Source organism: Streptomyces sp. NPDC031132, assembly GCF_055570595.1.
In genome coordinates this window covers 81,826-106,143 of sequence record NZ_JBVIGX010000023.1, presented here as the reverse complement: position 1 = coordinate 106,143, position 24,318 = coordinate 81,826, and the positions used below count along the sequence as shown (strand labels likewise).

General features: G+C 71.3%; 24 protein-coding genes. 4 read left to right on the top strand and 20 right to left on the bottom strand.

Going from position 1 to position 24,318, the window contains the following annotated elements:
• Nucleotides 1–12: 12 nt before the first annotated feature.
• The 5 genes from ACZ49B_RS27790 to ACZ49B_RS27770 are packed head-to-tail and all read right to left on the bottom strand — an operon-like array spanning nucleotide 13 to nucleotide 5,547.
• Nucleotides 13–516 (bottom strand): hypothetical protein, encoded by a 504-nt coding sequence (locus tag ACZ49B_RS27790; RefSeq protein ID WP_468311094.1) that lies wholly within the window; start codon nucleotides 514–516, stop codon nucleotides 13–15.
• On the bottom strand, nucleotides 513–1,955 hold the full coding sequence (locus ACZ49B_RS27785; RefSeq protein ID WP_468311092.1) for an ATP-binding protein: 1,443 nt from the start codon (nucleotides 1,953–1,955) through the stop codon (nucleotides 513–515). Before ACZ49B_RS27785 ends, ACZ49B_RS27790 begins: the two co-directional genes overlap by 4 nt.
• A complete protein-coding gene (locus tag ACZ49B_RS27780) occupies nucleotides 1,952–2,635 on the bottom strand; it encodes a response regulator (protein ID WP_468311090.1) in 684 nt (227 codons plus the stop codon). The genes ACZ49B_RS27785 and ACZ49B_RS27780 overlap by 4 nt, the downstream gene beginning before the upstream one ends.
• A gap of 42 nt (nucleotides 2,636–2,677) precedes the next feature.
• The gene (gene murJ / locus ACZ49B_RS27775) at nucleotides 2,678–4,333 is read right to left on the bottom strand and encodes a murein biosynthesis integral membrane protein MurJ (protein ID WP_468311115.1); all 1,656 of its coding nucleotides are present in this window, start codon (nucleotides 4,331–4,333) and stop codon (nucleotides 2,678–2,680) included.
• Between the two features lie 44 nt (nucleotides 4,334–4,377).
• A complete protein-coding gene (locus ACZ49B_RS27770; RefSeq protein ID WP_468311089.1) occupies nucleotides 4,378–5,547 on the bottom strand; it encodes a lipid II:glycine glycyltransferase FemX in 1,170 nt (389 codons plus the stop codon).
• A gap of 230 nt (nucleotides 5,548–5,777) precedes the next feature.
• Here ACZ49B_RS27770 and ACZ49B_RS27765 point away from each other — a divergent pair, with 230 nt between their 5' ends.
• Nucleotides 5,778–7,007, top strand: coding sequence for a L,D-transpeptidase (locus tag ACZ49B_RS27765; protein WP_468311087.1), 1,230 nt, complete (start codon nucleotides 5,778–5,780; stop codon nucleotides 7,005–7,007).
• Nucleotides 7,008–7,128: 121 nt separating this feature from the next.
• Entirely contained in the window at nucleotides 7,129–8,727 is a 1,599-nt protein-coding gene (locus ACZ49B_RS27760; protein WP_468311085.1) for a CocE/NonD family hydrolase, read from the top strand.
• A gap of 36 nt (nucleotides 8,728–8,763) precedes the next feature.
• Here ACZ49B_RS27760 and ACZ49B_RS27755 read toward each other — a convergent pair whose 3' ends face one another.
• The 12 genes from ACZ49B_RS27755 to ACZ49B_RS27700 form a co-directional block, all read right to left on the bottom strand.
• Nucleotides 8,764–9,648: an amino acid ABC transporter permease gene (locus tag ACZ49B_RS27755; RefSeq protein WP_468311084.1), complete on the bottom strand. Its 885-nt coding sequence runs from the start codon at nucleotides 9,646–9,648 to the stop codon at nucleotides 8,764–8,766.
• Complete coding sequence (locus ACZ49B_RS27750; protein WP_468311082.1) at nucleotides 9,645–10,289, bottom strand: amino acid ABC transporter permease; 645 nt, start codon at nucleotides 10,287–10,289, stop codon at nucleotides 9,645–9,647. Before ACZ49B_RS27750 ends, ACZ49B_RS27755 begins: the two co-directional genes overlap by 4 nt.
• Nucleotides 10,290–10,303: 14 nt before the next feature.
• Nucleotides 10,304–11,230 carry a glutamate ABC transporter substrate-binding protein gene (locus ACZ49B_RS27745; protein WP_468311080.1) on the bottom strand — a complete coding sequence of 309 codons (927 nt, stop codon included), beginning with the start codon at nucleotides 11,228–11,230 and terminating at the stop codon, nucleotides 10,304–10,306.
• Between the two features lie 12 nt (nucleotides 11,231–11,242).
• Nucleotides 11,243–11,986: an amino acid ABC transporter ATP-binding protein gene (locus ACZ49B_RS27740; protein ID WP_468311079.1), complete on the bottom strand. Its 744-nt coding sequence runs from the start codon at nucleotides 11,984–11,986 to the stop codon at nucleotides 11,243–11,245.
• Between the two features lie 140 nt (nucleotides 11,987–12,126).
• Nucleotides 12,127–12,567 carry a DUF6278 family protein gene (locus ACZ49B_RS27735; RefSeq protein ID WP_468311078.1) on the bottom strand — a complete coding sequence of 147 codons (441 nt, stop codon included), beginning with the start codon at nucleotides 12,565–12,567 and terminating at the stop codon, nucleotides 12,127–12,129.
• Nucleotides 12,568–12,809: 242 nt separating this feature from the next.
• Entirely contained in the window at nucleotides 12,810–13,595 is a 786-nt protein-coding gene (locus tag ACZ49B_RS27730) for an exodeoxyribonuclease III (RefSeq protein WP_468311076.1), read from the bottom strand.
• A 30-nt stretch (nucleotides 13,596–13,625) separates the two neighbouring features.
• Entirely contained in the window at nucleotides 13,626–14,258 is a 633-nt protein-coding gene (locus tag ACZ49B_RS27725) for an MBL fold metallo-hydrolase (RefSeq protein WP_468311074.1), read from the bottom strand.
• Between the two features lie 66 nt (nucleotides 14,259–14,324).
• Nucleotides 14,325–14,912, bottom strand: coding sequence for a hypothetical protein (locus ACZ49B_RS27720; protein WP_468311072.1), 588 nt, complete (start codon nucleotides 14,910–14,912; stop codon nucleotides 14,325–14,327).
• On the bottom strand, nucleotides 14,909–16,153 hold the full coding sequence (locus tag ACZ49B_RS27715; protein ID WP_468311070.1) for an ROK family glucokinase: 1,245 nt from the start codon (nucleotides 16,151–16,153) through the stop codon (nucleotides 14,909–14,911). Before ACZ49B_RS27715 ends, ACZ49B_RS27720 begins: the two co-directional genes overlap by 4 nt.
• A gap of 16 nt (nucleotides 16,154–16,169) precedes the next feature.
• Nucleotides 16,170–17,048: an ATP-binding cassette domain-containing protein gene (locus ACZ49B_RS27710; protein ID WP_468311068.1), complete on the bottom strand. Its 879-nt coding sequence runs from the start codon at nucleotides 17,046–17,048 to the stop codon at nucleotides 16,170–16,172.
• Nucleotides 17,048–18,076: an ABC transporter permease gene (locus ACZ49B_RS27705; protein WP_468311066.1), complete on the bottom strand. Its 1,029-nt coding sequence runs from the start codon at nucleotides 18,074–18,076 to the stop codon at nucleotides 17,048–17,050. The genes ACZ49B_RS27710 and ACZ49B_RS27705 overlap by 1 nt, the downstream gene beginning before the upstream one ends.
• Nucleotides 18,073–19,083 (bottom strand): sugar ABC transporter substrate-binding protein, encoded by a 1,011-nt coding sequence (locus ACZ49B_RS27700; protein ID WP_468311064.1) that lies wholly within the window; start codon nucleotides 19,081–19,083, stop codon nucleotides 18,073–18,075. Before ACZ49B_RS27700 ends, ACZ49B_RS27705 begins: the two co-directional genes overlap by 4 nt.
• Nucleotides 19,084–19,283: 200 nt before the next feature.
• On the opposite strand from ACZ49B_RS27700, the gene ACZ49B_RS27695 reads away from it, so the two are divergent.
• Entirely contained in the window at nucleotides 19,284–20,288 is a 1,005-nt protein-coding gene (locus tag ACZ49B_RS27695) for a Gfo/Idh/MocA family protein (protein ID WP_468311062.1), read from the top strand.
• 45 nt (nucleotides 20,289–20,333) lie between these two features.
• Here the strand turns inward: ACZ49B_RS27695 and ACZ49B_RS27690 are convergent, their stop codons facing one another.
• The 3 genes from ACZ49B_RS27690 to ACZ49B_RS27680 all read right to left on the bottom strand — a co-directional run bounded on the left by ACZ49B_RS27690 (nucleotide 20,334) and on the right by ACZ49B_RS27680 (nucleotide 23,277).
• Nucleotides 20,334–21,527, bottom strand: coding sequence for a cytochrome P450 family protein (locus ACZ49B_RS27690; protein WP_468311060.1), 1,194 nt, complete (start codon nucleotides 21,525–21,527; stop codon nucleotides 20,334–20,336).
• 64 nt (nucleotides 21,528–21,591) lie between these two features.
• Complete coding sequence (locus ACZ49B_RS27685; RefSeq protein WP_468311058.1) at nucleotides 21,592–22,509, bottom strand: DMT family transporter; 918 nt, start codon at nucleotides 22,507–22,509, stop codon at nucleotides 21,592–21,594.
• Nucleotides 22,510–22,656: 147 nt separating this feature from the next.
• Complete coding sequence (locus tag ACZ49B_RS27680; RefSeq protein WP_468311056.1) at nucleotides 22,657–23,277, bottom strand: dihydrofolate reductase family protein; 621 nt, start codon at nucleotides 23,275–23,277, stop codon at nucleotides 22,657–22,659.
• A gap of 206 nt (nucleotides 23,278–23,483) precedes the next feature.
• Between ACZ49B_RS27680 and ACZ49B_RS27675 the strand changes: the two genes are divergently transcribed.
• On the top strand, nucleotides 23,484–24,224 hold the full coding sequence (locus ACZ49B_RS27675; protein ID WP_468311054.1) for a 3-oxoacyl-ACP reductase family protein: 741 nt from the start codon (nucleotides 23,484–23,486) through the stop codon (nucleotides 24,222–24,224).
• The last annotated feature ends 94 nt before the right edge of the window (nucleotides 24,225–24,318 follow it).

Below are 24,318 nucleotides of genomic sequence, written 5' to 3'. Positions count from 1 at the left end.
GCAAGGGGGTGGTCAGTTCCCGAGGTTGCAGCGGGCGGGTCCGACCGAGGTGTCCGGGCCGCGCAGGACCACCGCGTACTGCGGGTCGACGGAGGCGGCCGTGCACACGAGTTGACGGCGGGCCGTCTCGGACAGGCCGGCGACGGCGAACGGCAGCCGGACCTCCACGGTCTCCGCGGACACGATGCTCGTCGAGAGGCCGAACGGCGGTTTCCTGTCGGCCGGCGCGGGCACCCGCGTCTCCAGGCCTGCGGCCTTCTCCTCGTCGAGGGGGCCGATGAGCAGCCGCATGAGGACGGATACCACCGACTCCGCGGGCTGCTCCTTCTCGGGTACGGGGAAGAGCCGCCCCTCGGACGTCACGAAGTACACCGTGCCCTTGGTGTGGGGGTCGGGGAAGACCACCTTCGCGGCGTCTCCGCTCTCGATGACCCCGGTGGGCTTGATCCCGCAGCCGGCGAGCAGCAGCCCGCCCAGCAGCAGGGCGGCGGCCGCGGCCGTCCGTACCCGGGTCACGCGTCGGCCTCCAGAGGCATGTCGAGGGTGAACACCGCTCCCCCGGCGGGCCCGTTCGCGGCGCGCAGGGTTCCGCCGTGCAGTCGGACGTTCTCCAGGCTGATGGCGAGGCCGAGGCCGCTGCCCGCGGAGCGGGTACGGGCGGCGTCGGCCTTGAAGAACCGGTCGAAGATGTGCGGCAGCACCTCCGGGGCGATGCCGGGCCCGCTGTCGGCGACTTCGATCAGCAGCCGGGGGCCGCCGGGCCTCGGCTCGGTGCGCACGCCGACGTGGACCGGGGCGCTGCCGTGCTTGAGGGCGTTGCCGACGAGGTTGGCGAGGACGACGTCGAAGCGGCGCGGGTCGATCCGGGCGCGGACCTGCCACGGCAGGTCGGTGACCACCTGTTCGTCGTCCCAGCGGCGGAGTTCGAGGGTTTTGCGCACCGCCTCGGCGATGTCCACGTCGTCGAGGTTGAGCTCGGCGGCACGGGCGTCGAAGCGGGAGATCTCCATGAGGTCCTCGACGAGGACGGCGAGCTTGCCGGTCTCGGCGCTGACCAGCCGCACGGCGGCTGCCGTGTCGGGGTCCAGCCGCTCGGCGTCCTCGTCCAGGACCTCGGTGACGGCGAGCATCCCCGACAGCGGGGTGCGCAGCTCGTGGGAGACGTCGGAGGCGAAGCGGCGGGCCCGGATCTCGGCCTCCCGCAGTTCGCTCACGGACTGTTCGAGGGCGCGGGCGGTCTCGTTGAAGGTACGGGCGAGTCCGGCGAGCTCGTCGGCGCCGCGGACCTCGATGCGGGTGTCGAGGCGGCCGCGGCCGAGGCGCTGGGCGGCGCGGCGCATGTCCCGTACGGGGCGCAGCACGCTGCGCGCGGCGAGCAGGGCGGGGACGACGGCGATGGCCAGGCCGGGGACGGCGCCGCGCTTGGCGGCTTCGACCATGGCCTCGACCGTCTTGCCCTCGGTGGTCAGGCGCATCGTCGCGAAGATGACCAGGCCTGTGGGTTCCCGGGTCTCGTTGTGGAGGAAGACGGCGGGCATGCCGACGGTGAGGTACGGGGTGCCGGAGGCGTCGGTCACCCGCTGGAAGGCGCCGTGCGGATGGGACGTCACCTGGCGGCGGAGCTGCTCGGTCACCACGGTGGAGGTCGGCGCGGTGGTGCTGGAGGCCCGCAGGCTGCCGTACTCGGCGAAGACGTTCCACGGGTTGGGCTTGCCCTTCTTGCCCACCTCGTTGACGATGCGCTGGAGCTGCGCCTGGTCCAGCGGCAGGTCGAGGGGCTGGTTGCCCACGAGGTCGCGCAGGGTGATGACCGCGGTGTCCTGGCTCTGCTTGAGGACCGCGGTGCGGGCCTGCTGGTAGGTCAGCGTGGCCGTGGTCACCGCGCTGATCGCGGCGACCAGCAGGAAGGCCGCGATCAGCCGGGTGCGCAGCCCGAGCGGCGCGATGCGCCTCACAGCGGTCCGAACCGGTAACCGAAGCCGCGCACGGTCTGGATGTAGCGGGGGCCGGCGTCGGGGTCCTCGATCTTGGTGCGCAGCCGGCGTACGCAGGCGTCCACGAGCCGGGCGTCGGCGTGGTAGCTGTGGTCCCACACGTACTCGAGGAGCTGCTGGCGGGAGAAGACCTGCTCGGGCGAGGCGGACAGGTGCAGCAGGAGCTTGATCTCGCTGGGGGCGAGGGGGACGCGCTCGCCGTTCTTGGCGACGGTCAGCCCGGCGCGGTCGATGGCGAGCTCACCGTGGAACTCGACCTCGGGACGGCTGCCCGCAGGGGCACCGAGCCGGCGCAGTACCGCCTTGATGCGGGCCTCGATGACCTCGGTGCGGGCGGGTTTGACGATGTAGTCGTCGGCGCCGGCCTCGAGGCCGACGACTATGTCGAAGTCGTCTCCGCGGGCGGTCAGCATGATGATCGGGAGCTGGCTGGTCTCGCGGATGCGGCGGCAGACCTGCACGCCGTTCATCCCGGGCAGCATGAGGTCGAGCAGCACCAGCTCCGGGAGGAAGCTGGCCATCAGCGCGAGGCCGGCCTCGCCGGTCTCGGCGGCGCTCACCTCGTGGCCGCGGCGGCGCAGGCCGAGGCCCACTCCTTCTCTGACGGAAGGGTCGTCCTCGATCAGCAGTACGCGTGGCATCCGGTCATTGTCCAAGGTGGTGGGGGGCGGCTTGCTCTCCTGTCAACGGCCGAGTTTCCGCCGCAGGGAGTCCAGCAGGTCGGTGATTTCCGTGAGGCGCAGCGGCCTGGCGAGCAGGACGACGACGAGCGCGACGGCCGCGGTTCCCGCGCCGAGCGCGGCGAAGTCGCCGAACTTCTCGGACGCGCGGGCGGCCGCGTGTCCGGCGGCGCCGGCGGGGAGGCAGGCGATCAGCAGCCGCAGGTGGGTGCGTACGGCCGTGGCCCGCCGGTCGGTGCGGGTGCCCGTGCGCGGGCCGAGCCGCCGGGCGAGGGTGTACGCGGTGACCGCGAGGCCCGCGAACAGTGCGACGGAGTAGGCGCCGGCCATGCCGGTGACGGCCCAGCGCGGCGGCAGCAGCAGGTACGCCGCGACCGACAGCGCGGCCCACAGGCCGGCGATGACCAGGTTCAGGAAGAACGGGGTCCGGGTGTCGGAGAGGGCGTAGAACCCGCGCGAGAGGACGTACTGGCCGGAGAAGGCGATCAGGCCGGGTGCGAAGGCCATCAGCATGCCGGCCATCACTTCGATGTCGGCGGCGGTGGTGCGCCCGTACCCGAAGACACCGCCCATCACCCAGGGGGCGAGGGCCGCGAAGACCGCGGTGGCAGGGACCACGAGGGCGGCGCTGGAGCGCAGCGCGTACGAGACGTCGCGGCGGACCGCGCCGAGGTCGCCGTCTGCGGCGGCGGAGCTCATCCGGGGCATCAGGGCGGTCACGAGGGACACGGTGATGATGCCCTGCGGGACGATCCACAGCTGGTAGGCGTTGCTGTAGGCGGTGTATCCGGCGCCGCCGGCCAGCCCTGCCTCCACGGCGTGCCGGCCGGTGGTGGTGGAGAGACGGGTCACCACCCAGTAGCTGATCTGGTTGGTGAGGACGAGCATGACCAGCCAGCCCGCGTTGCGCAGCGGGCGGGCGAGGCCGCTGCCGCGCCAGTCGAAGCGGGGGCGCCAGCGGAAGCGGGCGGCGCGCAGCGAGGGGATCAGGGCGAGGGCCTGGACGACGATGCCGGCGGTGGTGCCGAGGCCGAGGAGGCGGGTCTCGCCGGCCGTCAGGCCGTCGGCACCTCCGTGACTGCCCTGGGACACGTAAAGGAACAGCCCGAAGACGCCGATGATCACGATGTTGTTGAGGACCGGGGTCCACATCATCGCGCCGAACCGGCCGCGCGCGTTCAGCACCTGGCCGAGCAGGGTGAACAGCCCGTAGAAGAGGATCTGCGGGAGGCAGTACCGGGCCAGGGCGACGGTGGTGCTCGCCTGGGCCCCGGTGTACGGGGTGTACGCCGAGACGATCAGCGGCGCCGCCAGGACGGCGACGGCGGTGAGGACCAGGAGCGCAGCGGTGCAGGCGGTCAGCAGCCGGTCGGTGTACGCGGCGCCGCCGTCCCGGTGCTCCTTGGCGGCCCGGACCAGCTCGGGCACGAAGACGGCGTTGAGCGCGCCGCCGATGAGCAGCATGTACAGGATGTTCGGGACGGTGTTGGAGACGGCGTAACTGTCACCGAGCAGCCCGATGCCGAGTGCGGCGACGACGACGGCGGAGCGGACGAAGCCGGTGGCGCGGGAGACGATCGAGCCGGCCGCCATGAGCGCACCGCTGCGCAGCACCGAGGTCTTCCCCGGTGCCGGCTCCGCGGTGCCTGCGGCGGACATGCCCTCGGCGGACGGTCCGGTCGGAGGTCTGGTGTCGGTGGCCGTCACCGGCGGGCCAGATACGCCTGGAACGCCTTGTGGAGCGCCGTGTTGGCGTATCCGTCCATCGGGATCTCCCACTCGCCGAGCGTTTCGACGACCTGCCCGCCGGTGCCGAGCTTCCAGCGCAGCAGCCCGAAAGAACGTTCGTCGGGGTCAAGGGTGGAGGGTACCCCGCGCATGTCGTATTCGTCCGCCCCGAGGATGTGGGCGTCCTGCATCATCCGCCACTGCAGGGCGTTGCTGGGGCGGACGTCGCGGCGGTGGTCGGCGGAGGCTCCGGTCTGGTACCAGACCCGGCGCCCGGCCACGATCATGGTGTGCGCGGCGAGGATCTCGCCCTGGTGGATGCCCAGGTAGAGGCGCATCCGGCCGGGCGACTCGGCGTTGAGGACCTCGTACTGCTGCTGGTAGTACGCGAGCGAGCGGCCGAGCCGGAAGCCGTCGCGCTCCTCGGTGATGCGCAGCAGCCGGTAGAACTCGGGCAGGTCGGCGGAGGTGCCGAGGATCGTCTCCACGCCGCACTTCTCGGCCCTGCGCACGTTGCGCCGCCACTCCTGGTTGAGGCCGGACCACAGCTCGTCGACGGAGCGGCCGGCGAGCGGCACGCGGAAGACGTGGCGCGGCTGGGCGTCGCCGTCGTCCTCGCCGCCGCAGCGCTTCCAGCCGCGGGTGCGCAGCCGGTCGGCGAGGGCCGCGCCGACCGGGTCGACCTCGGTGGCGAGCACGTCGGAGATCTGCCGACCCGCCCCGGTACCGGACTTGACGGCGGCGGCGTCCCAGCGGCGGTAGGCGGGCGTGGGTCCGATCCGGACGGCGAAGGCGCCGGCCTCGCGCAGATGGCGCTTGAAGGGGTCCAGCCACCGGTCGATGTCCGGGTCGGACCAGTCGGCGACCGGGCCTTCGGGGAGGTAGGCGAAGTATTTACGGGTGCCCGGGAATTGGCGGTACAGGACCAGTCCGGCTCCGGCTATTTCCCCGTCGGGGTAGTGCCATCCGACCCTTTCCGAGCGCCAAAGGTCCTTCACTCCGGCCCAGGACGGGTACTGGAGAAAGCTCGCGTTCCGGTTCTTGGAAAGGAAGGCCTGGTATTCCGGAACGGACAGCGGACGCACACTCAGCTCCCGGTCCGGGTGCTGGTGTCGCTGGGCGGGGGTCACGAGCAGTGCGCACACGACGGATCGGCCTTCCTGTACGTCCGGGAACCCGGGATGCGGATGCGGGATGCACAGGACTCTCACAGGGGTCCATGACCGAAGTGCGCGGCGATTGTGACCGGACGATGACCGTTTTGCTGCGGTCCACGTCACAACCGAAAGTCGGATCTTTTCGGCGGATTGCGCAACCTACAGTCGTGCCGTTCGCATCTCCTTTTGCGGACGATCGTTACTTGGAGGGGTTTTCGTTGAGCCGCACACGCCGCATCGCACGCAGTCGCCACGCCATGCTGGCCGGGACCGCACTCATGGCCGCCGCGCTGACCGCCTGCGGGGGCGGCTCGGGCGGTGGGAACGGGAGCGGGTCCGGCGGGGCGGAGATGAAGAAGAAGCCCGACATGGCGATATCGGTGAACCTCACGGGCGATCAGGCCAAGCCCGGCGAGCCGGTGAAGGTGACGCTCGCCGACGGGAAGCTGTCCCTGGTGAAGGTGTCCGACGGCAAGGGCGGTGAACTGCCCGGGAAGATAGCCGACGACGGCAAGTCCTGGACGTCCGAGCGCAACGCCTCGCCGGGCACGGACTACAAGGTCGAGGCGCAGAACACCGACAGCCAGAGCGCGAGCGCCCAGTTCAAGACGGTCGCCGCGGACAAGGTGAACAAGGTCACGATCAACCCGGGCAAGGCCAACCCGGTGGTGGGCATCGCCCAGCCGATCTCGATCGTCTTCGACAACCCGGTGAAGAACAAGGCCGAGGTCGAGAAGCACCTGAAGGTCACCACCTCGAACAACACCGAGGGCTCCTGGGGCTGGTTCAAGGACTACACCGGCAACGACCGGGTGGACTGGCGGCCGAAGGAGTACTGGAAGTCCGGCACCGAGGTCAAGGTCGCCATGAACCTCAACGGGGTGGACTCGGGCCAGGGCGGCGGGATGTTCGTCAAGGACTACGACACCGAGTTCAAGATCGGCAAGGACCGCCGGCTCGAGGTGAACCTGGACACCCACAAGATGACGGTGACCGAGGACGGCCAGGCGGTGAAGACCATCCCGGTCTCGGCGGGCACGCCCGGCGGCCAGAAGGCCTCCTGGTCCGGGAAGATGGTGCTGATGAGCAAGGAGGGCACCATCCGGATGGACTCCCAGACGGTGGGCCTGGGCGACTCCTACGACAAGATGGTCGACTACTCGATGCGGGTGACCTGGTCGGGCATGTACATCCACGCCGCTCCGTGGAACTCGGGCAACTTCGGCCGGGCCAACGCCAGTTCCGGCTGCGTGGGGATGAGCGACTCCGACGCGAAGGCCCTCTTCGCCATGGCCCAGGTCGGCGACCTGGTCGAGGTCACCGGCGACGGCTCCAAGGGCAAGGCCGAGATCGGCAACGGCTACGGCGAGTGGAACCTGTCCTGGGACGAGTGGAAGGCCAAGAGCGCCCTCGCCGGCGGCGCGGGCGGCACTCCCCAGAACGGCTGATCCGCGCACTTGACACCCACCCAATCGTTACCAGCGCGTAACTTACCGACGGGTTACCCCCGGTAAGCCCCTCCCGTTACCGTCGGGTCACTTTGACACCGGCGCACGCGAGGAGCGATTGATGGTTCGCACCGTCCGCACCACCCCCGCCGCGGCTGCCGTGGTGGCCGTACTGGCGGCGACCGCCCTGGGCCTGGCCCCCCACCAGGCCCAGGCGGCGCCCGCCCCCGCTGCCGCACGCGCGGCCGATGCCTCGGCGGAGCTCCGCTTCCACGACATCCCCGGCTCCGGCGGGATCACCCTCAAGGGCAACGTCTTCACCCCGGCGGGCGCCCAGCCCGGCCGGAAATACCCGCTGATCGTGCTCCCCACCAGCTGGGGCATGCCGCAGATCGAATACATCGCGCAGGCCGAGAAGCTCGCCGACGACGGCTACGTCGTGGTCAGTTACACCTCCCGCGGCTTCTGGCTCTCCGGCGGCGAGATCGAGGTGGCCGGCCCGCCGGACACCGCCGACGTCTCCGCCGTCATCGACTGGGCGCTCGCCAACACCCCCGCCGACGCCGGCCACATCGGCCTGGGCGGGGTCTCGTACGGCGCGGGCATCAGCCTGCTGGCCTCCGCGCAGGACCCCCGGATCAAGGCCGTGGTCGCGCTCAGCGGCTGGGCCGACCTCATCGAGTCGATCTACTCGGGCCGCACCCAGCACCTCCAGGCCGCCGCGATGCTCGGCGGCGCCGGCTACCTCACCGGCCGCCCGGGCCCCGAACTGCGGCAGATCCTGGGCGACTTCCTCGGCTCCCGGCTGGACCGGGAGCCACAGATGATCGAGTGGGGCAAGAAGCGCTCCGCCGTGGAGCAGATCGACCGGATCAACGCCAACGGCGCCGCGATCATGCTGGGCAACGCCTGGGGCGACACCATCTTCCCGCCCAACCAGTACGCCGCCTTCTACGAGAAGCTGACGGGCCCCAAGCGCCTGGAGTTCCGCCCCGGCGACCACGCCACCGCCGAGGGCACCGGTCTGCTCGGCCTGCCCAACGACACCTGGACCAACGCCCACCGCTGGTTCGACCGCTACCTCAAGGGCGAGCGCAACGGCGTCGACACCGAGGCACCGGTACAGATCAAGTCCCGCAGCAACGACGGCTACGAGGGCTACGCCGACTGGAAGTCGGTCGGCTCCGGCGGCGCCGAGAAGCTCGCGCTCTCCGACAGCGAGCACCTCTTCGCCAACGTCGACTCGGGCGCCGACGGCGGCGTCATCTTCCTCTCCAGCATCCTGGACCAGTTCGTCAAGGCGCCCCCGACCGCCTCCATCCCGCTCCTGCCCCGCGCCTTCGCCGCCGTCTGGCAGTCGCCCCGCCACGACACGGACCGCCGCATCCGCGGCACGGTGAAGGTGCACACCACCGTCACCCCCACCGCCTCGGACGGCACCTTCGTCGCGTACCTCTACGACGTCGGCCCGCTCGGCATCGGCAAGCTCGTCAGCAACGCCCCGTACACCTTCCACGGCAAGCCCCGGGGCCAGGCCTTCGGCGTGGACCTGGAGCTGTTCTCCACCGCCTACGACGTGCCGGCGGGCCACCGGCTCGCCCTGGTGATCGACACCGTCGACCCCCTGTACATCGAGCACAACCCCACCGGCGCACAGCTGACCTTCTCCTCGCCGCGCACCGATCCCTCGTACGTCTCGGTACCTCTGCGCGAGCAGTGATCTGCGGCTGCTGCCGGACGGGGCGGCTCTTCGGAGCTACCGTGGACCGCCCGGCAGCACCGTTCCGGGTTCGGCCTCGGCGACGTCGACCGCCTCTGTCTTCAGGCTGCGCCGCTCGAACCGCGCCACCCAGCCGGCGAACCAGGAGAGCAGCATGCACATCCCGATGTAGATCGGGGAGATGATCATCACGACCGGGATGAACGGCAGGTCGTAGTCGAGGTTCGAGGCGATCAGCTTGCCCGCGTGCAGGAACTCCTCGTACGTGATCAGGTAGCCGAGCGAGGTGTCCTTCAGGGCCACCACCAGCTGGCTGATGATCGTGGGCAACATCGCGCGGACCGCCTGCGGGGCGAGCACGTACGTCATGACCTGGGTCTTGCGCATGCCCAGCGCGTACGCCGCCTCCCGCTGGCCCCTGTCGACCGAGTTGATGCCCGTACGGAAGACCTCGGCGAGCACCGAGCCGTTGTACAGGGTCAGCCCCGCCACCAGCGCGGGCAGCGGCTGGACCTTGAGGGCGACGAAGATGAAGAAGATCATCACCAGCACCGGCATGGCCCGGAAGAACTCCACGCACAGCGTGGCCGCCCAGCGCAGCGGCCGGTGCACGGAGAGCCGCCCGGTCGCGAGCACCGCGCCGAGGACGAGCGAGAACACCGAGGCGTACAGGAAGGCCTTGAGGGTGTTGCCCAGCCCCTCGAGCAGCAGTTCCTGGATGCCCTGGTACGTGAAGGGGCTCCACTTGGCGGCGGTGAACTGCTCGGTGTCGAAGAGGAGGTAGAGGATCCAGGCGAGCAGGGCGAGGATCACCACCGTCGAGGCGATCCCGTAGAGGAAGTGCCGGTGCCGGGCCCGCGGGCCGGGCACGTCGTAGAGGGCGGAGGACTCCAGGTCCCCGTGGAGCGCGTGCGCGGTCATCGGGTGATCCCCCAGCGCTTCTCCAGCACGTTGAAGAGCGCGCTGATGGACAAGGTGATGATCAGGTAGCCGACGGCGATCCAGACGAAGGTCCAGACGATGCTGTAGCCCAGCTCGTTGAGGGTCTTGTACGTGCCCAGCAGCTCGGTGACGCTGAAGGCGCCGGCGATCGCCGAGTTCTTGGCGAGTGCGATCAGGGTGGAGCCGATGGGCGGGATGACGCTGCGGAAGGCCTGCGGCAGGACCACCGCGCCGAGGGTCTGGGTGAAGGTCATGCCGAGGCTGCGGGAGGCTTCGCCCTGGCCCTTGGGCACGGTGTTGATGCCCGAGCGCAGGACCTCGCAGATGAAGGCGGAGGTGTAGCAGCCCAGCGCCAGGACCGCGAACACCTGGAAGGGCAGCACCAGTCCGAAGCGCGGCAGGCCGAGCAGTACGGCGAAGAAGAGCAGCGTGAGCGGGGTGTTGCGGAGCACGGTGACCCAGACCGTGCCGAAGACGCGGAAGGAGCCGACGGGCGCGACGCGGAAGGAGGCCATCACGAAGCCGAGGACGAGGGCGAGGATCGAGGCGTAGACCGTGAGCTCGAGGGTGCCGAGGAAACCCTCTCCGTAGACCGAGAAGTTCTCCGTGAGTACGTGCATGGTGGTGCGCTCCCTCAGCTCGCCGGGTAGCGGTCGATGGCGGGCGGCTTCGGGGCGGGCACGCCGGAGAGGCCGAGCGTGGCCTCGTACGCCTTCTTCCAGTTGCCGTTCTTCTCGTTCTCCTCCAGGGCGTCGTCGAGGGCGAAGCGCAGGGCGTTGTCGCCGCGCGGGACGCCGATCCCGTAGGGCTCCTGGGAGAAGGGCTTGCCGACCACCTTGAGCTCGTCGGGGACCTTGGCCGCGTAGCCGAGGAGGATGGAGTCGTCGGTGGAGACGGCGTCGACCTGGTAGGTCAGCAGGTTGTCCACGCAGGCCGAGTAGGTGTCGTAGGCGACCAGGACCGCGCGGGGGTACTCCTTCTGGAGCCGCTGGTACGGGGTGGAGCCTGCGGCGGAGCAGACCTTCTTGCCGGCCAGGTCCTCGGGCCCCTTGATGTCCTGCTCGTCCTTGCGGACGAGCAGGGACTGGCCGGCCATGAAGTACGGGCCGGCGAAGCCGACCTGCTTCTTGCGGTTGTCGTTGATCGTGTAGGTGCCGACGTAGTAGTCGATCTGGCCGTTCTGGAGGGCGGTCTCGCGGTTGGCGGAGGCGATCGTCTTGAACTCGATCGTCTTGGGGTCGAAGCCGAGGGAGGCCGACATCATCTTGGCGATCTCGATGTCGAAGCCGGAGTATCGGCCGCTCGCGGGGTCCTTCTCGCCCAGGTAGGGCTGGTCCTCCTTGACGCCGACCACGAGGCGGCCGCGTCGCTTGGCGCGCTCCCAGGTCGGGGACTGCGGCAGCTCGAAGCCGGTCGCCACCTTGTACACCGGCAGGTCCTCGGGCTGCGGGCCCTTGACCGGGGGGCTGCCCTCCTTGCCGCAGCCGGCGAGGGCCGCCAGCAGGGCGGCGACGAGGAGAAGGAGGCAGGCGCGCAGCCGCACGCCGCGTGTTCGCTTCATCGGGCCCGCCCCTCAGTGCTTGAGGATCTTGGAGAGGAAGTCCCTGGCCCGTTCGCTCTCGGGGGCGGTGAAGAAGGCCTCCGGTGTCCGGTCCTCGACGATCCTGCCGTCGGCCATGAACACGACGCGGTTGGCGGCGGAGCGTGCGAAGCCCATCTCGTGGGTGACCACGACCATGGTCATGCCGTCGGCGGCGAGCTGCCGCATGACCTCCAGCACCTCGTTGATCATCTCCGGGTCGAGGGCGGAGGTGGGCTCGTCGAAGAGCAGGGCCTTGGGGTTCATCGCCAGGGCGCGGGCGATGGCGACGCGCTGCTGCTGGCCGCCGGAGAGCTGGGCGGGGTACTTCGGCGCCTGGTCGGCGAGGCCCACGCGGGCGAGCAGCTCGCGGGAGCGCTTGTCGGCCTCGTCCTTCTTGCGGTTCCTGACCTTGACCTGGGCGAGCGAGACGTTGGCGAGGACGGTCTTGTGCGCGAAGAGGTTGAAGGACTGGAAGACCATCCCGACGTCGGCGCGGAGCGCGGCCAGTTCCTTGCCCTCGTCGGGCAGCGGCTTGCCCTCGAGCCTGATCGTGCCCGACTCGATGGTCTCCAGGCGGTTGATGGTCCGGCACAGGGTCGACTTCCCGGAACCGGACGGGCCGATGATCACCACCACCTCCCCGCGGCCGACGGTGAGGTTGATGTCCTGGAGGACGTGCAACGCCCCGTAGTGCTTGTTGACGTCCCGCAGCTCGATCAACGGATCGACGGCCATGCGCTGCCCTGCCCACCTGTCGGAATCTCGAGGTCAGCGCAAACTATCCAGCCGCGGAAGAGCACTTCGCCTCGACACGCCTAAAGAGGGCATAAAGCCCACGGGGTGATGAAACAGCCCGCAGGATCCCGCGGAAGGGCTCAGCCCTCGGAGGCTTCTGCGTAGGCCTGGGAGAGCTCGGGGGATCCGGTCATCGCCCAGGACACCCCCGACTCCACCACGTTCAGCTCGCGGCCCGAGGCCAGGCGGATCACCGGCTGGCCGTTGGGCCACACCTGCCAGGCGGAGCCCGGCTTGGTCCGGATGATCACGGTCCCGAGGTAGAGGCCCGCGTCGTTGCCGAGCCAGGGCACGACCACAGGGTCCCGGCGCCAGCGGGGCATCAGCTGGTCGAGCGCCTCCAACGAGGCCGGGCTCTCGTCGAGTTCCAGCCCGGCCGCGCGCGCATGGACGCGCAGCATCTCGCATTCCGAGAACAACTCGTTGACGCCCTCGGGGTCCTCCGTGAGGGCGGCGGCGAGCCCCGCACCCCGTTCCGTTGCGTGCCGGTTCAGCCAGTTGTCCAGGAAGGGGATGTTCATACCGCCCAGCCTGGCACCAGGATCCCGCGCTGGCCACAGGGCGCGCGGGATCCGTCCGCGGCGCCCGGGCCGGACACCCCCTGGGGGGTGTCTTGCCGATCAGGCCGGATCAGGGAGCGGCGTCCGGTGCGTGCGATCGCAAGGCCGAGGAGGGAGTCGACGCGGAGCGTCGGCGAGTGACGAGAACGCGGCGAGCGCGCGTGCCGGACGCCGCGAGCCCGGCCTGATCGACAAGACGCCCCCTAGGCGTCCAGCGCCAGGTCCACGACGACCGGGGCGTGGTCCGAGGCGCCCTTGCCCTTGCGCTCCTCGCGGTCGACGTAGGCGTCGGTGACGGCCTTGGTGAAGGGCTCGTTCCCGTAGACCAGGTCGATGCGCATGCCCCGGTTCTTGGGGAAGGCGAGCTGGCGGTAGTCCCAGTACGTGTACGGACGGTCGTACTTGAGCGGGCGCGGCAGCACATCGGAGAGTCCCGCGGCACGCAGTGCCTCCAGGGCGGCGCGCTCGGCGGGGGTCACGTGGGTCAGGCCCGCGAAGACCGCCGGGTCGAAGACGTCCTCGTCGGTGGGGGCCACGTTGAAGTCGCCGAGCACGGCGAACGGACGCGGGCCGGCCGCGTCTTCGGCGACGGCGGTGGTCAGCGAGCGGAACCAGTCCAGCTTGTAGCCGTAGTGGTCGTGCTCGACCTCGCGGCCGTTCGGCACGTACACCGACCACAGGCGCACCCCGCCGCAGGTGGCGGAGATCGCCCGGGGTTCCTGGACGCCCTCGTAGTCGGGGCCGCCGGGCAGGCCCGTGACCACGTCCTCCAGGCCGACCTTGGAGATCAGGGCCACCCCGTTCCACCTGCCGGTGGCGTTGACGGCCGCCTCGTAGCCCAGCTCGCGCAGCTGCTCGTGCGGGAACTGCTCCGCGGAGCACTTGGTCTCCTGGATGCACACGGCATCCGTGCCGGAGCTCTCCAGCCAGGCCAGCAGGCGCGGCAGCCGGGCGGTGATCGAGTTGACGTTGTACGTGGCGATACGCATGCCGTCCAACCTACCGCCCGGCTCCGACAGTCACAGTTCGGCGGCGTCCCCGGCGGCGAGCCGCCCGTGGTGGGTGCCGCCCAGGGCGGCCAGGGCGTGGTCGTAGATCGGCCGGGCGATGTCCGAGAGGTAGGCGTCGTGGATGTCGATGGCCCGGCGCGGCTTGACCTCGCGCAGGTAGTCGATCACCTCGGCGACCTTGTTCCAGGGCGCGTGCACCGGCAGCATCAGGGTGTCCACGGGCACCTCGGGCACCGTCAGCGCGTCACCGGGGTGGAACAGCGAACCCTCCACCAGGTAGCCGACATTGGTGACCTGCGGGATGTCCGGGTGGATCACGGCGTGCAGCTCGCCGTGCACCTGGACCTCGAACCCGGCGGCGGTGAAGGCGTCGCCGTGGCCGACGGTGTGCACGCGGCCCGGGTAGGCCGGGGCCAGCCGCTCCGCGACGCTGCGCAGCGTCCACAGCGCGGCGGCCGGGTTCGCGTCGAGCGCGGCCCGCAGCCGGCCCTCGTCGAAGTGGTCGGGGTGCTCGTGCGTGACGAGCAGGGCTTCCGCCCCGAGCCCCGCGTCGGGCTCGCTGAAGGCGCCCGGGTCGATGACGAGCACACGCCCGTCCTTCTCCAGTTGGACACAGGAGTGCAGCCGCTTGGTGAGCTTCATGATCCCAGGCTAGCGGCGGGAGGACGCGGCCACGGGAGCGGTACCAGGGGGCTGTCGGGCGGGCCGCTACGGGGTCGCCGTGGACACCACGTAGACCCGGGGCTTCTCCGGGTCCGTGAGGTCGACCGTGACGTCCCGGGTCGGGCGCGGGTTCGGCTGCTCCAGGGTGGTGCCGTACCAGGAGTTCTGCGGGCCCCAGCTCCAGCCCGCGACCGCGGCGTCGTGCGCCCCGACGGAGACCTCGCGGCTCAGCTCGGCCCGGCTGGTGCCGACCTCGGCGAGGAAGGCGTCCAGGTCGGCAGGGGTGACGGCGAACTGCACGTACAGCCGGCTGGTGCGCCAGTTGTTGGTCTCGAGGAACCCGACGCGCCAGGCCTTCGGCGGGATCGGCACCTCGTAGATGCTGCGCTGCACCTTGGACGGCCAGCCGGGGCGCACTTTGGTCGCGCCGACCTTGGCGGCCTTGTCGCGGCCGCTCTCGCGGCTCTGCTGGGCGGACACGGCGAGGTAGCCGGCGGGCACGCCGACCAGCAGCAGGATGATGATCGCCGTGATCCAGCGGCGCCGGACGACGTGCTTGCGGTCCTCGGCCGGGAGCGGCGTGCCGCCCTCGTCGGGGGCGGGCGCCTGGCGGGGCAGGGTGGGCGGTGTCACTGCGTGTCCCCGTCCGTGAGGTCCGCGGTCGTGGGGTCTGCGGCCTTGGAGTCTGCGGCCTTGGCCTCGGCGGCCTTGGCGTCCGCGGCCTTGCGCTCCGCGGTGGCCGGGGAGTCGATCAGGCCCCACTGCGCGTAGCGCTCGTACCGCTCGACGCGCCGGCGCGTGGCGCGGCGGAAGCGGCGGGCGACGAGCCGGGCCAGGTCGGCGGCCCCGACCATGCCGGCCTCGGGGCCGAGCTGGGCCTTGGCGATGCGGGCCTCGGGACGGTAGCCGCGGCCGGTGAGGTGGCGGCGGAAGGCGTCCCGCGCGGGCCCGATCAGCAGGTCGTCGGCGGCGCTGACACCGCCGCCGATGACGAAGCAGGACGGGTCGAGGGCGGCGGCGAGGTTGGCGATGCCGACGCCGAGCCACTGGCCGATGTCCTCCAGGAGCTCGACGCACATCGCGTCGCCCTCGCGGGCCAGCTCGGTGATGAGCGGCCCGGTGATCTCCGAGACGTTGCCGCCGACCTTGGCGATGATGTTGTACGCGACCGGCGAGTCGGCGGCGGCCAGCTCGCGGGCCTCGCGGACCAGGGCGTTCCCGGAGCTGTACTGCTCCCAGCAGCCGCGGTTGCCGCACGGGCAGCGGTGGCCGCCGGGGACGACCTGCATGTGGCCGAACTCGCCGGCCACCCCGAACCGGCCGCGCTTGACCTGGCCGCCCTCGAGGATCGCGCCGCCGATGCCGGTGCCGAGGGTGATCATGACGAGGTGGTCCTCGCCGCGCCCGGCGCCGAAGCGCCACTCGGCCCAGGCGGCGGTGTTGGCATCGTTGTCCACCATGACCGGGACCGCGAGCCGGGACTGCAGCGCGTCGCGCAGCGGCTCGTCGCGCCAGGCCAGGTGGGGTGCGAACAGCACCCGGGAGCGGTCGGCGTCGACCCAGCCGGCCGCACCGATGCCCACGGCGTGGACGTCGTGGCGGTCGGACAGGTCGAGCACCAGCTCGACGATGGTGTCCTCGACGACCTTGGGGCTCTTGGACTTGTCGGGGGTCTCGGTCCGGATCTTCTCCAGGATGATCCCGTCGGCGTCGACGACGCCGGCCATCACCTTGGTGCCGCCGATGTCGATGCCGACGGTCGGGACGCGCGGGGCGGTCAGGTGCGACCGGCGCTCACGGGTCCCGATGGTCCGCAGGACGGTGCCTCGCGCGGACCCCCGGTGGGTGAGCGCAAAGTCCCGGTACGTGCTCATCGAGTCGTGTCGTCCCTCAGGGTGCGGTGGTGCCGGACGCCGGATCGGCTGCCCCGGACGGGTGGTCCGGTCCTGATTCTGCCACCCGCTCCAGCTCGTGGCTCAGCTCGTCCAGCTCGGAGCCGCCCGCCATCTGCCGGGTGAGCTCGTCCAGGGTGATCGAGTCGCGGGTGTGGCTGCCTGCCATGATGCCGCGCTTGAGCAGCACGAACCGGTCCCCGACCAGGTAGGCGTGGTGCGGGTTGTGGGTGATGAGGACCACGCCGAGGCCTGCGTCACGGGCGGCCGCGACGTACTTGAGGACCACACCGGACTGCTTCACGCCGAGGGCGGCGGTGGGCTCGTCGAGGACGAGGACCTTCGCGCCGAAGTGGACGGCGCGGGCGATCGCCACGCACTGCCGCTCACCTCCGGACAGGGTGCCGATCGGCTGGTCCACGTCGCGCAGGTCGATGCCCATGCGCAGCAGCTCGGCGCGGGTGGTCTCGCGCATGAGCTCCACGTCGAGGCGGCGGAAGGGGCCGCGGCCCTTGGTCGGCTCGGAGCCGAGGAAGAAGTTCCGCCAGACCGGCATGAGCGGGACGACGGCCAGGTCCTGGTAGACGGTGGCGATGCCGTGGTCGAGCGCGGCGCGCGGGTTGGCGAGCGCCGTCCCCTCGCCCTCGATCTCGAAGCTGCCCGCGTCGTGCCGGTGCAGCCCCGCGATGATCTTGATGAGGGTGGACTTGCCGGCGCCGTTGTCGCCGAGGACGCAGGTGATCTCGCCGGCGTGGACCTCCAGGGAGACCCCCTGGAGCGCGCGGATGTTGCCGTAGTACTTGCTGACGTCGGTCATCTTCACGAGCGCCGACGCGGGGCTCTGCCCGTCCGCGGTCTTGGACACGGTCTGGGTCATCACTTCGCCTCCGCCCGCTTGCGGACCCATGCGTTGAGCAGCGTCGCCAGCAGGAGCATCGCGCCGAGGAAGAACTTGAACCAGTCCGGGTTCCACTGGGCGTACACGATGCCGTTGCTGGTCATGCCGAAGATGAAGGCGCCGACGGCCGAGCCGATGGCGGAGCCGTAGCCGCCGGTCATCAGGCAGCCGCCGATGACGGCCGCGATGATGTACAGGAACTCGTTGCCCACGCCCTCGCCCGACTGGACCACGTCGAACGAGAAGAGGATGTGCTGCCCGGAGATCCAGGCGCACAGGGCGACGCCCATGTAGAGGCCGATACGGGTCTTGACGACCGGGACGCCGGTCGCGCGGGCCGCGTCCGCGCCGCCGCCGACCGCGAAGATCCAGTTCCCGGCGCGGGTGCGCAGCAGGATCCAGGTGGCGAGGGCGACCAGGGCCAGCCACCACAGGATGGTGACCTTGAGGGTGACCGAGCCGATGTTCCACTGCGAGGCGAAGAGCGCGCGGGCGGAGGAGAAGCCCTCCATGTCGGCGATGGTCTTGGTCGAGACGGAGCCGCTGATCAGCTTGGTGAAGCCGAGGTTCAGGCCCGTCAGCATCAGGAAGGTGCCGAGCGTGATGATGAAGCTCGGCAGCCTGGTACGCGTCAGCATGAACCCGTTGAAGAAGCCGATGGCCAGGGTGACCAGCAGGGACACCGCGACGCCGACCCACACGTTGGCGGTCATCTGGTAGCTGAACATCGAGCTGACCAGCGCCGCGGTCGTGACCATGACGCCGGCGGAGAGGTCGAACTCGCCGCCGATCATCAGCAGGGCCACCGGGACGGCCATGATCCCGATGGTGGAGGCCGAGTACAGGATCGTGCTCAGGCTGGAGGCCTGCAGGAAGCTGGGCGCGGCGAAGGAGAAGAAGACGAAGACGGCGGCCGCGCCGACGACCGCGCCCAGCTCGGGGCGGCCGAGCAGCTTGCGGACCAGGGAGGTCGGGGCGAGCCGCTCGTCGACGGCTGCGGTGCTCATCGGCTGCCCCGCTTGATGAACTCCTCCAGCTTGCCGGCCTCGTCGGCCGTCACGATCTGCGGTCCGGTGAGTACGGGGCGGCCGCCGCCGAGCACGTTCGCGTTGTAGCGGTACAGCCAGAGCAGGTCGATGGCCTCGTAGCCCTGGAGGTAGGGCTGCTGGTCGACGGCGAAGCCGAGGGCGCCGGACTCGAGGTCGCGGGCGACGGACGCGTTGAGGTCGAACGTGTCGACCTCGGCCTTGCTGCCCGCCGCGTCCGTCGCCTTGATCGCGGTCGGGGCGAAGGGGGCGCCGAGGGTGACGATCGCGTCGACGGACGGGTCTGCCTGGAGCTTCGCCTGGACGGCCGCCTGGACGGAGGGCATGTTCGTGCCCTCGACGTACAGGTTCTCCATGACGCCGTCGAAGGTCTTCTTCGCCCCGGCGCAGCGCTGCTCGTGGCCGACGTTGCCCTGCTCGTGCAGGACGCAGACGGCCTTCTTCTTGCCGCGCTTGGTCAGCTCGGTGCCGACCGCCTCGCCGGCGATCGTCTCGTCCTGGCCGATGTGGGTGAGCGCCCCGTACGCGGCGGACTGTGCGGATCCGGAGTTGACCGTGATCACCGGGATGCCGGCCTTGACGGCCTTGGCGATGACGTCCTTGAGCGCCTCGGGCTTGGCCAGGCTCACCACGATCCCGTCGACCTTCTGGTCGATGGCGTTCTGCACGAATTGGGCTTGCTGCTGTGCCTGGTCGTCGTGGGCGTAGACGAAGTTGATGTTGTCCTTCGCCGCGGCCTCCTTGGCGCCCTTCTGGACGATGTCCCAGAAGGTGTCGCCGTCGCCCGCGTGGGTGACCATCGCGAAGGTCCAGCGCGGGGTGGAGACGGCGGGCCGGCCCGCCTGGGCGGCCTTCGCCCGGTCCTCGGCACGCTTGCCGCCCGTGCTGCTGCAGCCCACGAGGGAGGCTCCCAGTACCGTCGCGAGCACCGCGCCCACGACGCGTACCCCTGTCCGAACCCTAGCCACGTCTGCGTGCCCTTCCCTCGTGCCGTGTCTTCTGCCGTCTGCTGCCGTCAAAGCGGTCAATACGGTTCCAGCCGCTCAGTATCCGCCACAGTGGACCATGTGCGGTCATCGGGGCCTTCGAGGCGATCTGGGCCAACTGTGCCATCGATGACCTCTCCGGGCAGATTGACAGCTCCCCCTGACGGGGTCAGTTTGAGTGCATGCGCATCGGGGTGATCGGAACGGGCCGGATCGGCTCCTTCCACGCGGCGGCACTGGCCCGCCACCCGGACGCCGGCTCGCTGCTGCTCGCCGACGCCGTCCCCGCGCGGGCGGCGCGCGTGGCCGACCGGCTGGGGGCGACTGCCGCGCCCTCCGTGGAGCAGGTCTTCAAGTGGGGCGTGGACGCCGTGGTCGTCGCCTGCGCCACCGACGGGCACGCGGAGCTGGTCCTGCGGGCGGTCCGCGGCGGGCTCCCGGTGTTCTGCGAGAAGCCCCTGGCCACCGACCTCGCCCGGACGCTGGCCGTACTGCGCGAGGTGACCGCCGCGGACGGGGTGCTCCAGCTGGGGTTCATGCGCCGCTTCGACGCGGGCTGCCGCACGGCCCGGGAGCTGGTGCGCTCCGGAGCCCTGGGCCGGCTGCACACCGTGCGGACGATGACCGCCGATCCGGCGCCGCCGCCCGCCGCGTACCTGGCGACGTCCGGGGGCCTGTACCGGGACTGCCTGGTGCACGACTTCGACATGGTCCGCTGGGTGACCGGCCACGAGGTGACGGAGGTCTACGCGACCGGTTCCGACGCGGGTCCGGCGATGTTCCGCGAGGTCGGCGACGTGGACACCGCCGTCGCCCTCCTCACCCTGGACGACGGGACCCTGGCCACCTGTACGGGCACCCGGTGCAACGGCGCCGGGTACGACGTGCGGATGGAGCTGGCCGGGGAGCTCGACCAGGTCTCCTCCGGGCTGGACGACCGTACGCCGATCGCCTCGACCGAACCGCAGGGCCCGCCCCCGGCGAGCAAGCCCTGGACGGGGTTCCTGGAGCGGTTCGCCCCCGCGTACGAGGCGGAGCTGGCGGCTTTCGTCCGGCTGGTGCGCGGCGAGGGCCCCAACCCGTGCGACGGCCGGGAGGCGCTGGCCGCGCTGCGGATCGCGGAGGCCTGTGAGCTGTCGCGCCGGGAGCGCCGCCCGGTCCGGATGACGGAGCTCCCGGACCTGTAGGCGCCCCGGGGAGGGACGCGGTACGGAATCGGCCACGGGCGGCGGCTACCAGCGCACCGGCAGCCGGGTCACGCCCCGGATCAGGCTGCCCCCGATGTACGTCGGCGCCTCCCCGGCCGGGTCCTCGGCGAGGTCCGGGAAGCGCTCCAGCAGCCCGCGGATCGCAATGCGGCCCTCCATCCGGGCCAGCGGGGCGCCGATGCAGAAGTGCAGTCCGTGCCCGAAGGCGAGGTGGCCCTGCGGGGCGCGCCGGACGTCGAACGTGTCGGGGGCCTCGTAGCGCACGGGGTCGCGGTCCGCGCCGGCGAGCGAGACGAGGACGGTGGCTCCGGCCGGGACGGTGGTGCCGCCTATCTCCATGTCCTCGCGGGCGTAGCGGTAGGTGGTGTTCTGCACCGGGCCGTCGTAGCGGAGCATCTCTTCGACGGCCCCGTCGAGCAGGCCGTCGTAGTCCGCGCGCAGGGCGGCCAGCTGGTCCGGGTGGGCCAGCAGGGCGCGCGTGCCGTTGGAGATGAGGTTGACGGTGGTCTCGTGGCCGGCGATCAGCAGCAGGAAGGCCATGCCGATCAGCTCGTCGGGCGACAGCGCGTCGCCGTCCTCGTCCCGGGTCCGGATGAGCGCGCTGAGCAGGTCCTCGCCGGGGTCGTCGGCCTTGGCCTCGACGAGCTCCGCGAGGTAGTCGGCGAGCTTCTGGTGCGCGGTGGTGCTCGGGGTGACGGAGGTGGGTGCGAGGACCTCCTTGGACCAGTAGCTGAAGCGCTCGCGGTCCAGGTCGGGAACGCCGAGGAGTTCGCCGATGACGGTCATGGGCAGCGGGAAGGCCAGGGCCTTGATCAGGTCGGCGGTGCGCTGCGGGCGGTCTGCCATCGCGTCGAGCAGATCGTCGGTGATCTGCTGGACGCGGGGGCGCATGGCCTGCACGCGGCGGGCGGTGAACTCGCGGGCGACCAGGCGGCGCAGCCGGGTGTGGTGCGGCGGGTCGGCCTCCAGCATGTTGCTGTTGGCGGGGGTGGTCGCGACACCCGGCAGGACGGCGCTGCTGATCCAGTTCTTCGACAGACCCGGGTGGTTGAGGGCGTGGCGGGCCTCTTCGTAGCCGACGACCAGGAAGGTGGGCGCGTACTCGGCGGCCGTGACCTCGACTTGGTGCACCGGTCCCGCCTCGCGCAGCCGGGCGTAGAAGGAGTAGGGGTCGGCGTGGAAGTCTGCGTCGCTCACGCTGATGTCCGGTTGTGGCATGCAGTCACATTAATGTGACTGCTCAGTACGGGACCCGGCGATTTCCGGTCACTCGCGCTCTGGATCATCCGGCCATGGCGCGCCGCCCCCAGGCGGTACCTCCGAGGACGAGGACGGCGCCCGCGAGGCCGGCCGGTCCGAGGTGTTCGCCGCCGATGGCGATGCCGGCCGCGGCCGCCCACAGGGGTTCGGTGCCGAGCAGCAGGCTGACCCGGGAGGGCGAAGAGCGCCGTACGGCCCACATCTGCACGAAGAAGGCGAAGAGGGTGCAGAAGACGGAGAGGAAGGCGAGCCCCGCCCACTCGGCGGCCCCGAAGCCGGCGGCGGCCGCCCAGGGGCCGTCCCCGGTGCCCGGCACGGCGGCCAGAACGGCGAAGACGAGCACGGCGCCGCCGAACTGAACGGTGGTCAGCGACAGCGAGTCGGCGTCCTGGACGGCCTTGATCCGTGCCATCAGCAGGACGTGCAGGGTCCGGGCGAGCGCCGCGCCGAGGATGAGCAGGTCGCCGAGGCCGGGGACCGTGAACCCGGCGCCCTGGGTGAGCAGGACGACCCCGGCGACGGAGGCCGCGGCGCCCGCCAGGAAGGCGCCCGAGGGGGCCTTGCGCCGTACGGCGGCCTCGGCGAGCGGGGTGAAGATCATGGTCAGGCTGATGATCAGCCCGGCATTGGTGGCGGAGGTGTGGACGACCCCGTAGGTCTCCAGCAGGAAGATCCCGCCGAGGACGAACCCCAGCAGGCCCGCGCCGCGCAACTGCCCGGCGGTGAGCGCCCGCAGCCGCCGCCACCCGGCGACGGCGAGCACGGGCAGCACGAGCGCGAAGCGCAGCACGAGGACGGCGATCACGGTGTGGCCCGTGGTGATGCCCTTGGCGGCGAGATAGCTGCCGCCCCAGACGACGGCGACGGCCAGGACGGGCAGATCGGCGAGCCAGGCCCGGCGGGGGGCGGCGGTGCGTGCAAGGAGGGCGGACGAGCTCACCAGGGACTCTCCATCGGCGTGAAGCGGGTGGAGACTCCGGCGGCTCCCTCGGGCGCGGCTCACCGTACCCGAGCCGATCATGGCGGTCGAGCGGTTTCACCGGGTCCCGCCGGGGCCCCGGTCGGTGTCCGCGCGGTCCCTTCCGGATCAGCCGAAGGTGCCGAAGGCGGCCCGGCCCGTCGGGCGGTACGTGAGGATGGCGGCGCCGTTCGGCGTCGTGCGCGAGGCGACCAGTTCGTAGGCCGTGGGCAGGCCTCCCGTCGGGAACAGCCGCCGGCCGGCGCCCAGGAAGACGGGGTACACCTCGAGGTTCAGCTCGTCCACGAGGTCCCGTACCAGCAGCCATTGGGCCAACTGTCCGCTGCCGTGCACCTGGAGCTCGCGGTGCCCCTCCAGCCCGTCCTTGATCCGCACGATCTCGCTCTGGAGCTGCTCGCCGTCGATGACGGTGGTCCCCGCCCAGGCCGGATCCTTGAGCGTGGTCGAGGCCACGTACTTCGGCAGGCCGTTCAGCCGGCTCGCGATCGGGTCCGTGGGGTCGGTCCTCTTCGGCCAGTAGTCGGCGAAGATCTCGTACGTCCGGCGCCCGAGCAGGAAGGCCGCGGCCCGGTCGAACAGCTCGGTGGTGAACGCGCCCACGCCCTCGTCGTAGAACGGCGGCAGCCAGCCGCCGTACTGGAACCCGCCGCCGGGGTCCTCCTCCGGCCCGCCGGGGGCCTGCATCACGCCGTCGAGGGTCACGAAGGTGGTGAGGGTCAGCTTGCCCATGGCTCTGTGCTCCTTGCGTCCGGTGTCTCCTGCACGGGATCCCTCTGCCCGGGTTCCCCTTGCACGGGTTCAGACTCCCGGCAGCCCCGGAGCTCATCGGGGCGGCGCGCGCGAACGCGAGGTCCGATTCCCGCCAGCGCCCGCTCCCCTCCCCCGATTTCATTGAACCCGCAACGACCTATCGGGCGAGAGCAGGGAGCAGGACCATGAGCACCAACGACGCGGTGGTGGCACTGGTGACCGGCGGCAGCCGCGGCATCGGGGCGGCCACCGCCCTGCGGCTGGCGGAGGACGGCGTCGACGTCGCGCTCACCTACGTCAACGGCGCGCAGACCGCGGCCGAGGTCGTGGGAAAGATCGAGGCGCTCGGCCGGCGCGCCCTGGCGGTCCGGGCCGACGTGGGCGACCCGGCGCAGGCGGTCGCCGCTGTGGAGGAGACCGTACGGGGCCTGGGGCGGATCGACGCCCTCGTCAACAACGCGGGCATCGGCGTACTCGGGCCGCTGGACTCCCTGACCCTGGCCGATGTGGACCGGGTCCTGGCGGTCAACGTGCGCGGCGTGTTCCTGACCACCCAGGCCGCGGCCGCCCGGATGGGCCCCGGCGGCCGGATCGTCACCATCGGCAGCTGCATGGCCGCGCGGGTCCCCGGCCCGGGCGGCACCCTGTACGCGATGAGCAAGGCCGCGCTGATCGGCCTGAACAAGGCGCTGGCGCGGGAGCTCGGCGGGCGCGGCATCACCGCGAACCTCGTGCACCCGGGCCCGGTGGACACCGACATGAACCCGGCGGACGGCCCCTACGCCGCCGCGCAGAGCGCGATGACGGCCCTCGGCCGCTTCGGCACCGCGCAGGAGGTGGCGGCCCTGGTGTCCTTCCTCGCGGGTCCGGACGCCGCCTATGTGACGGGGGCCGAGTTCGCGGTGGACGGCGGCCACGCGGCCTGACGCCCGCGCGGATACGCCGACGGGGCGCGCCGCTGCTGCGGTGCGCCCCGTCGGGCCGTGCGGGCCCCGGGGGTGTCGGCCCCCGGGGCAGTCA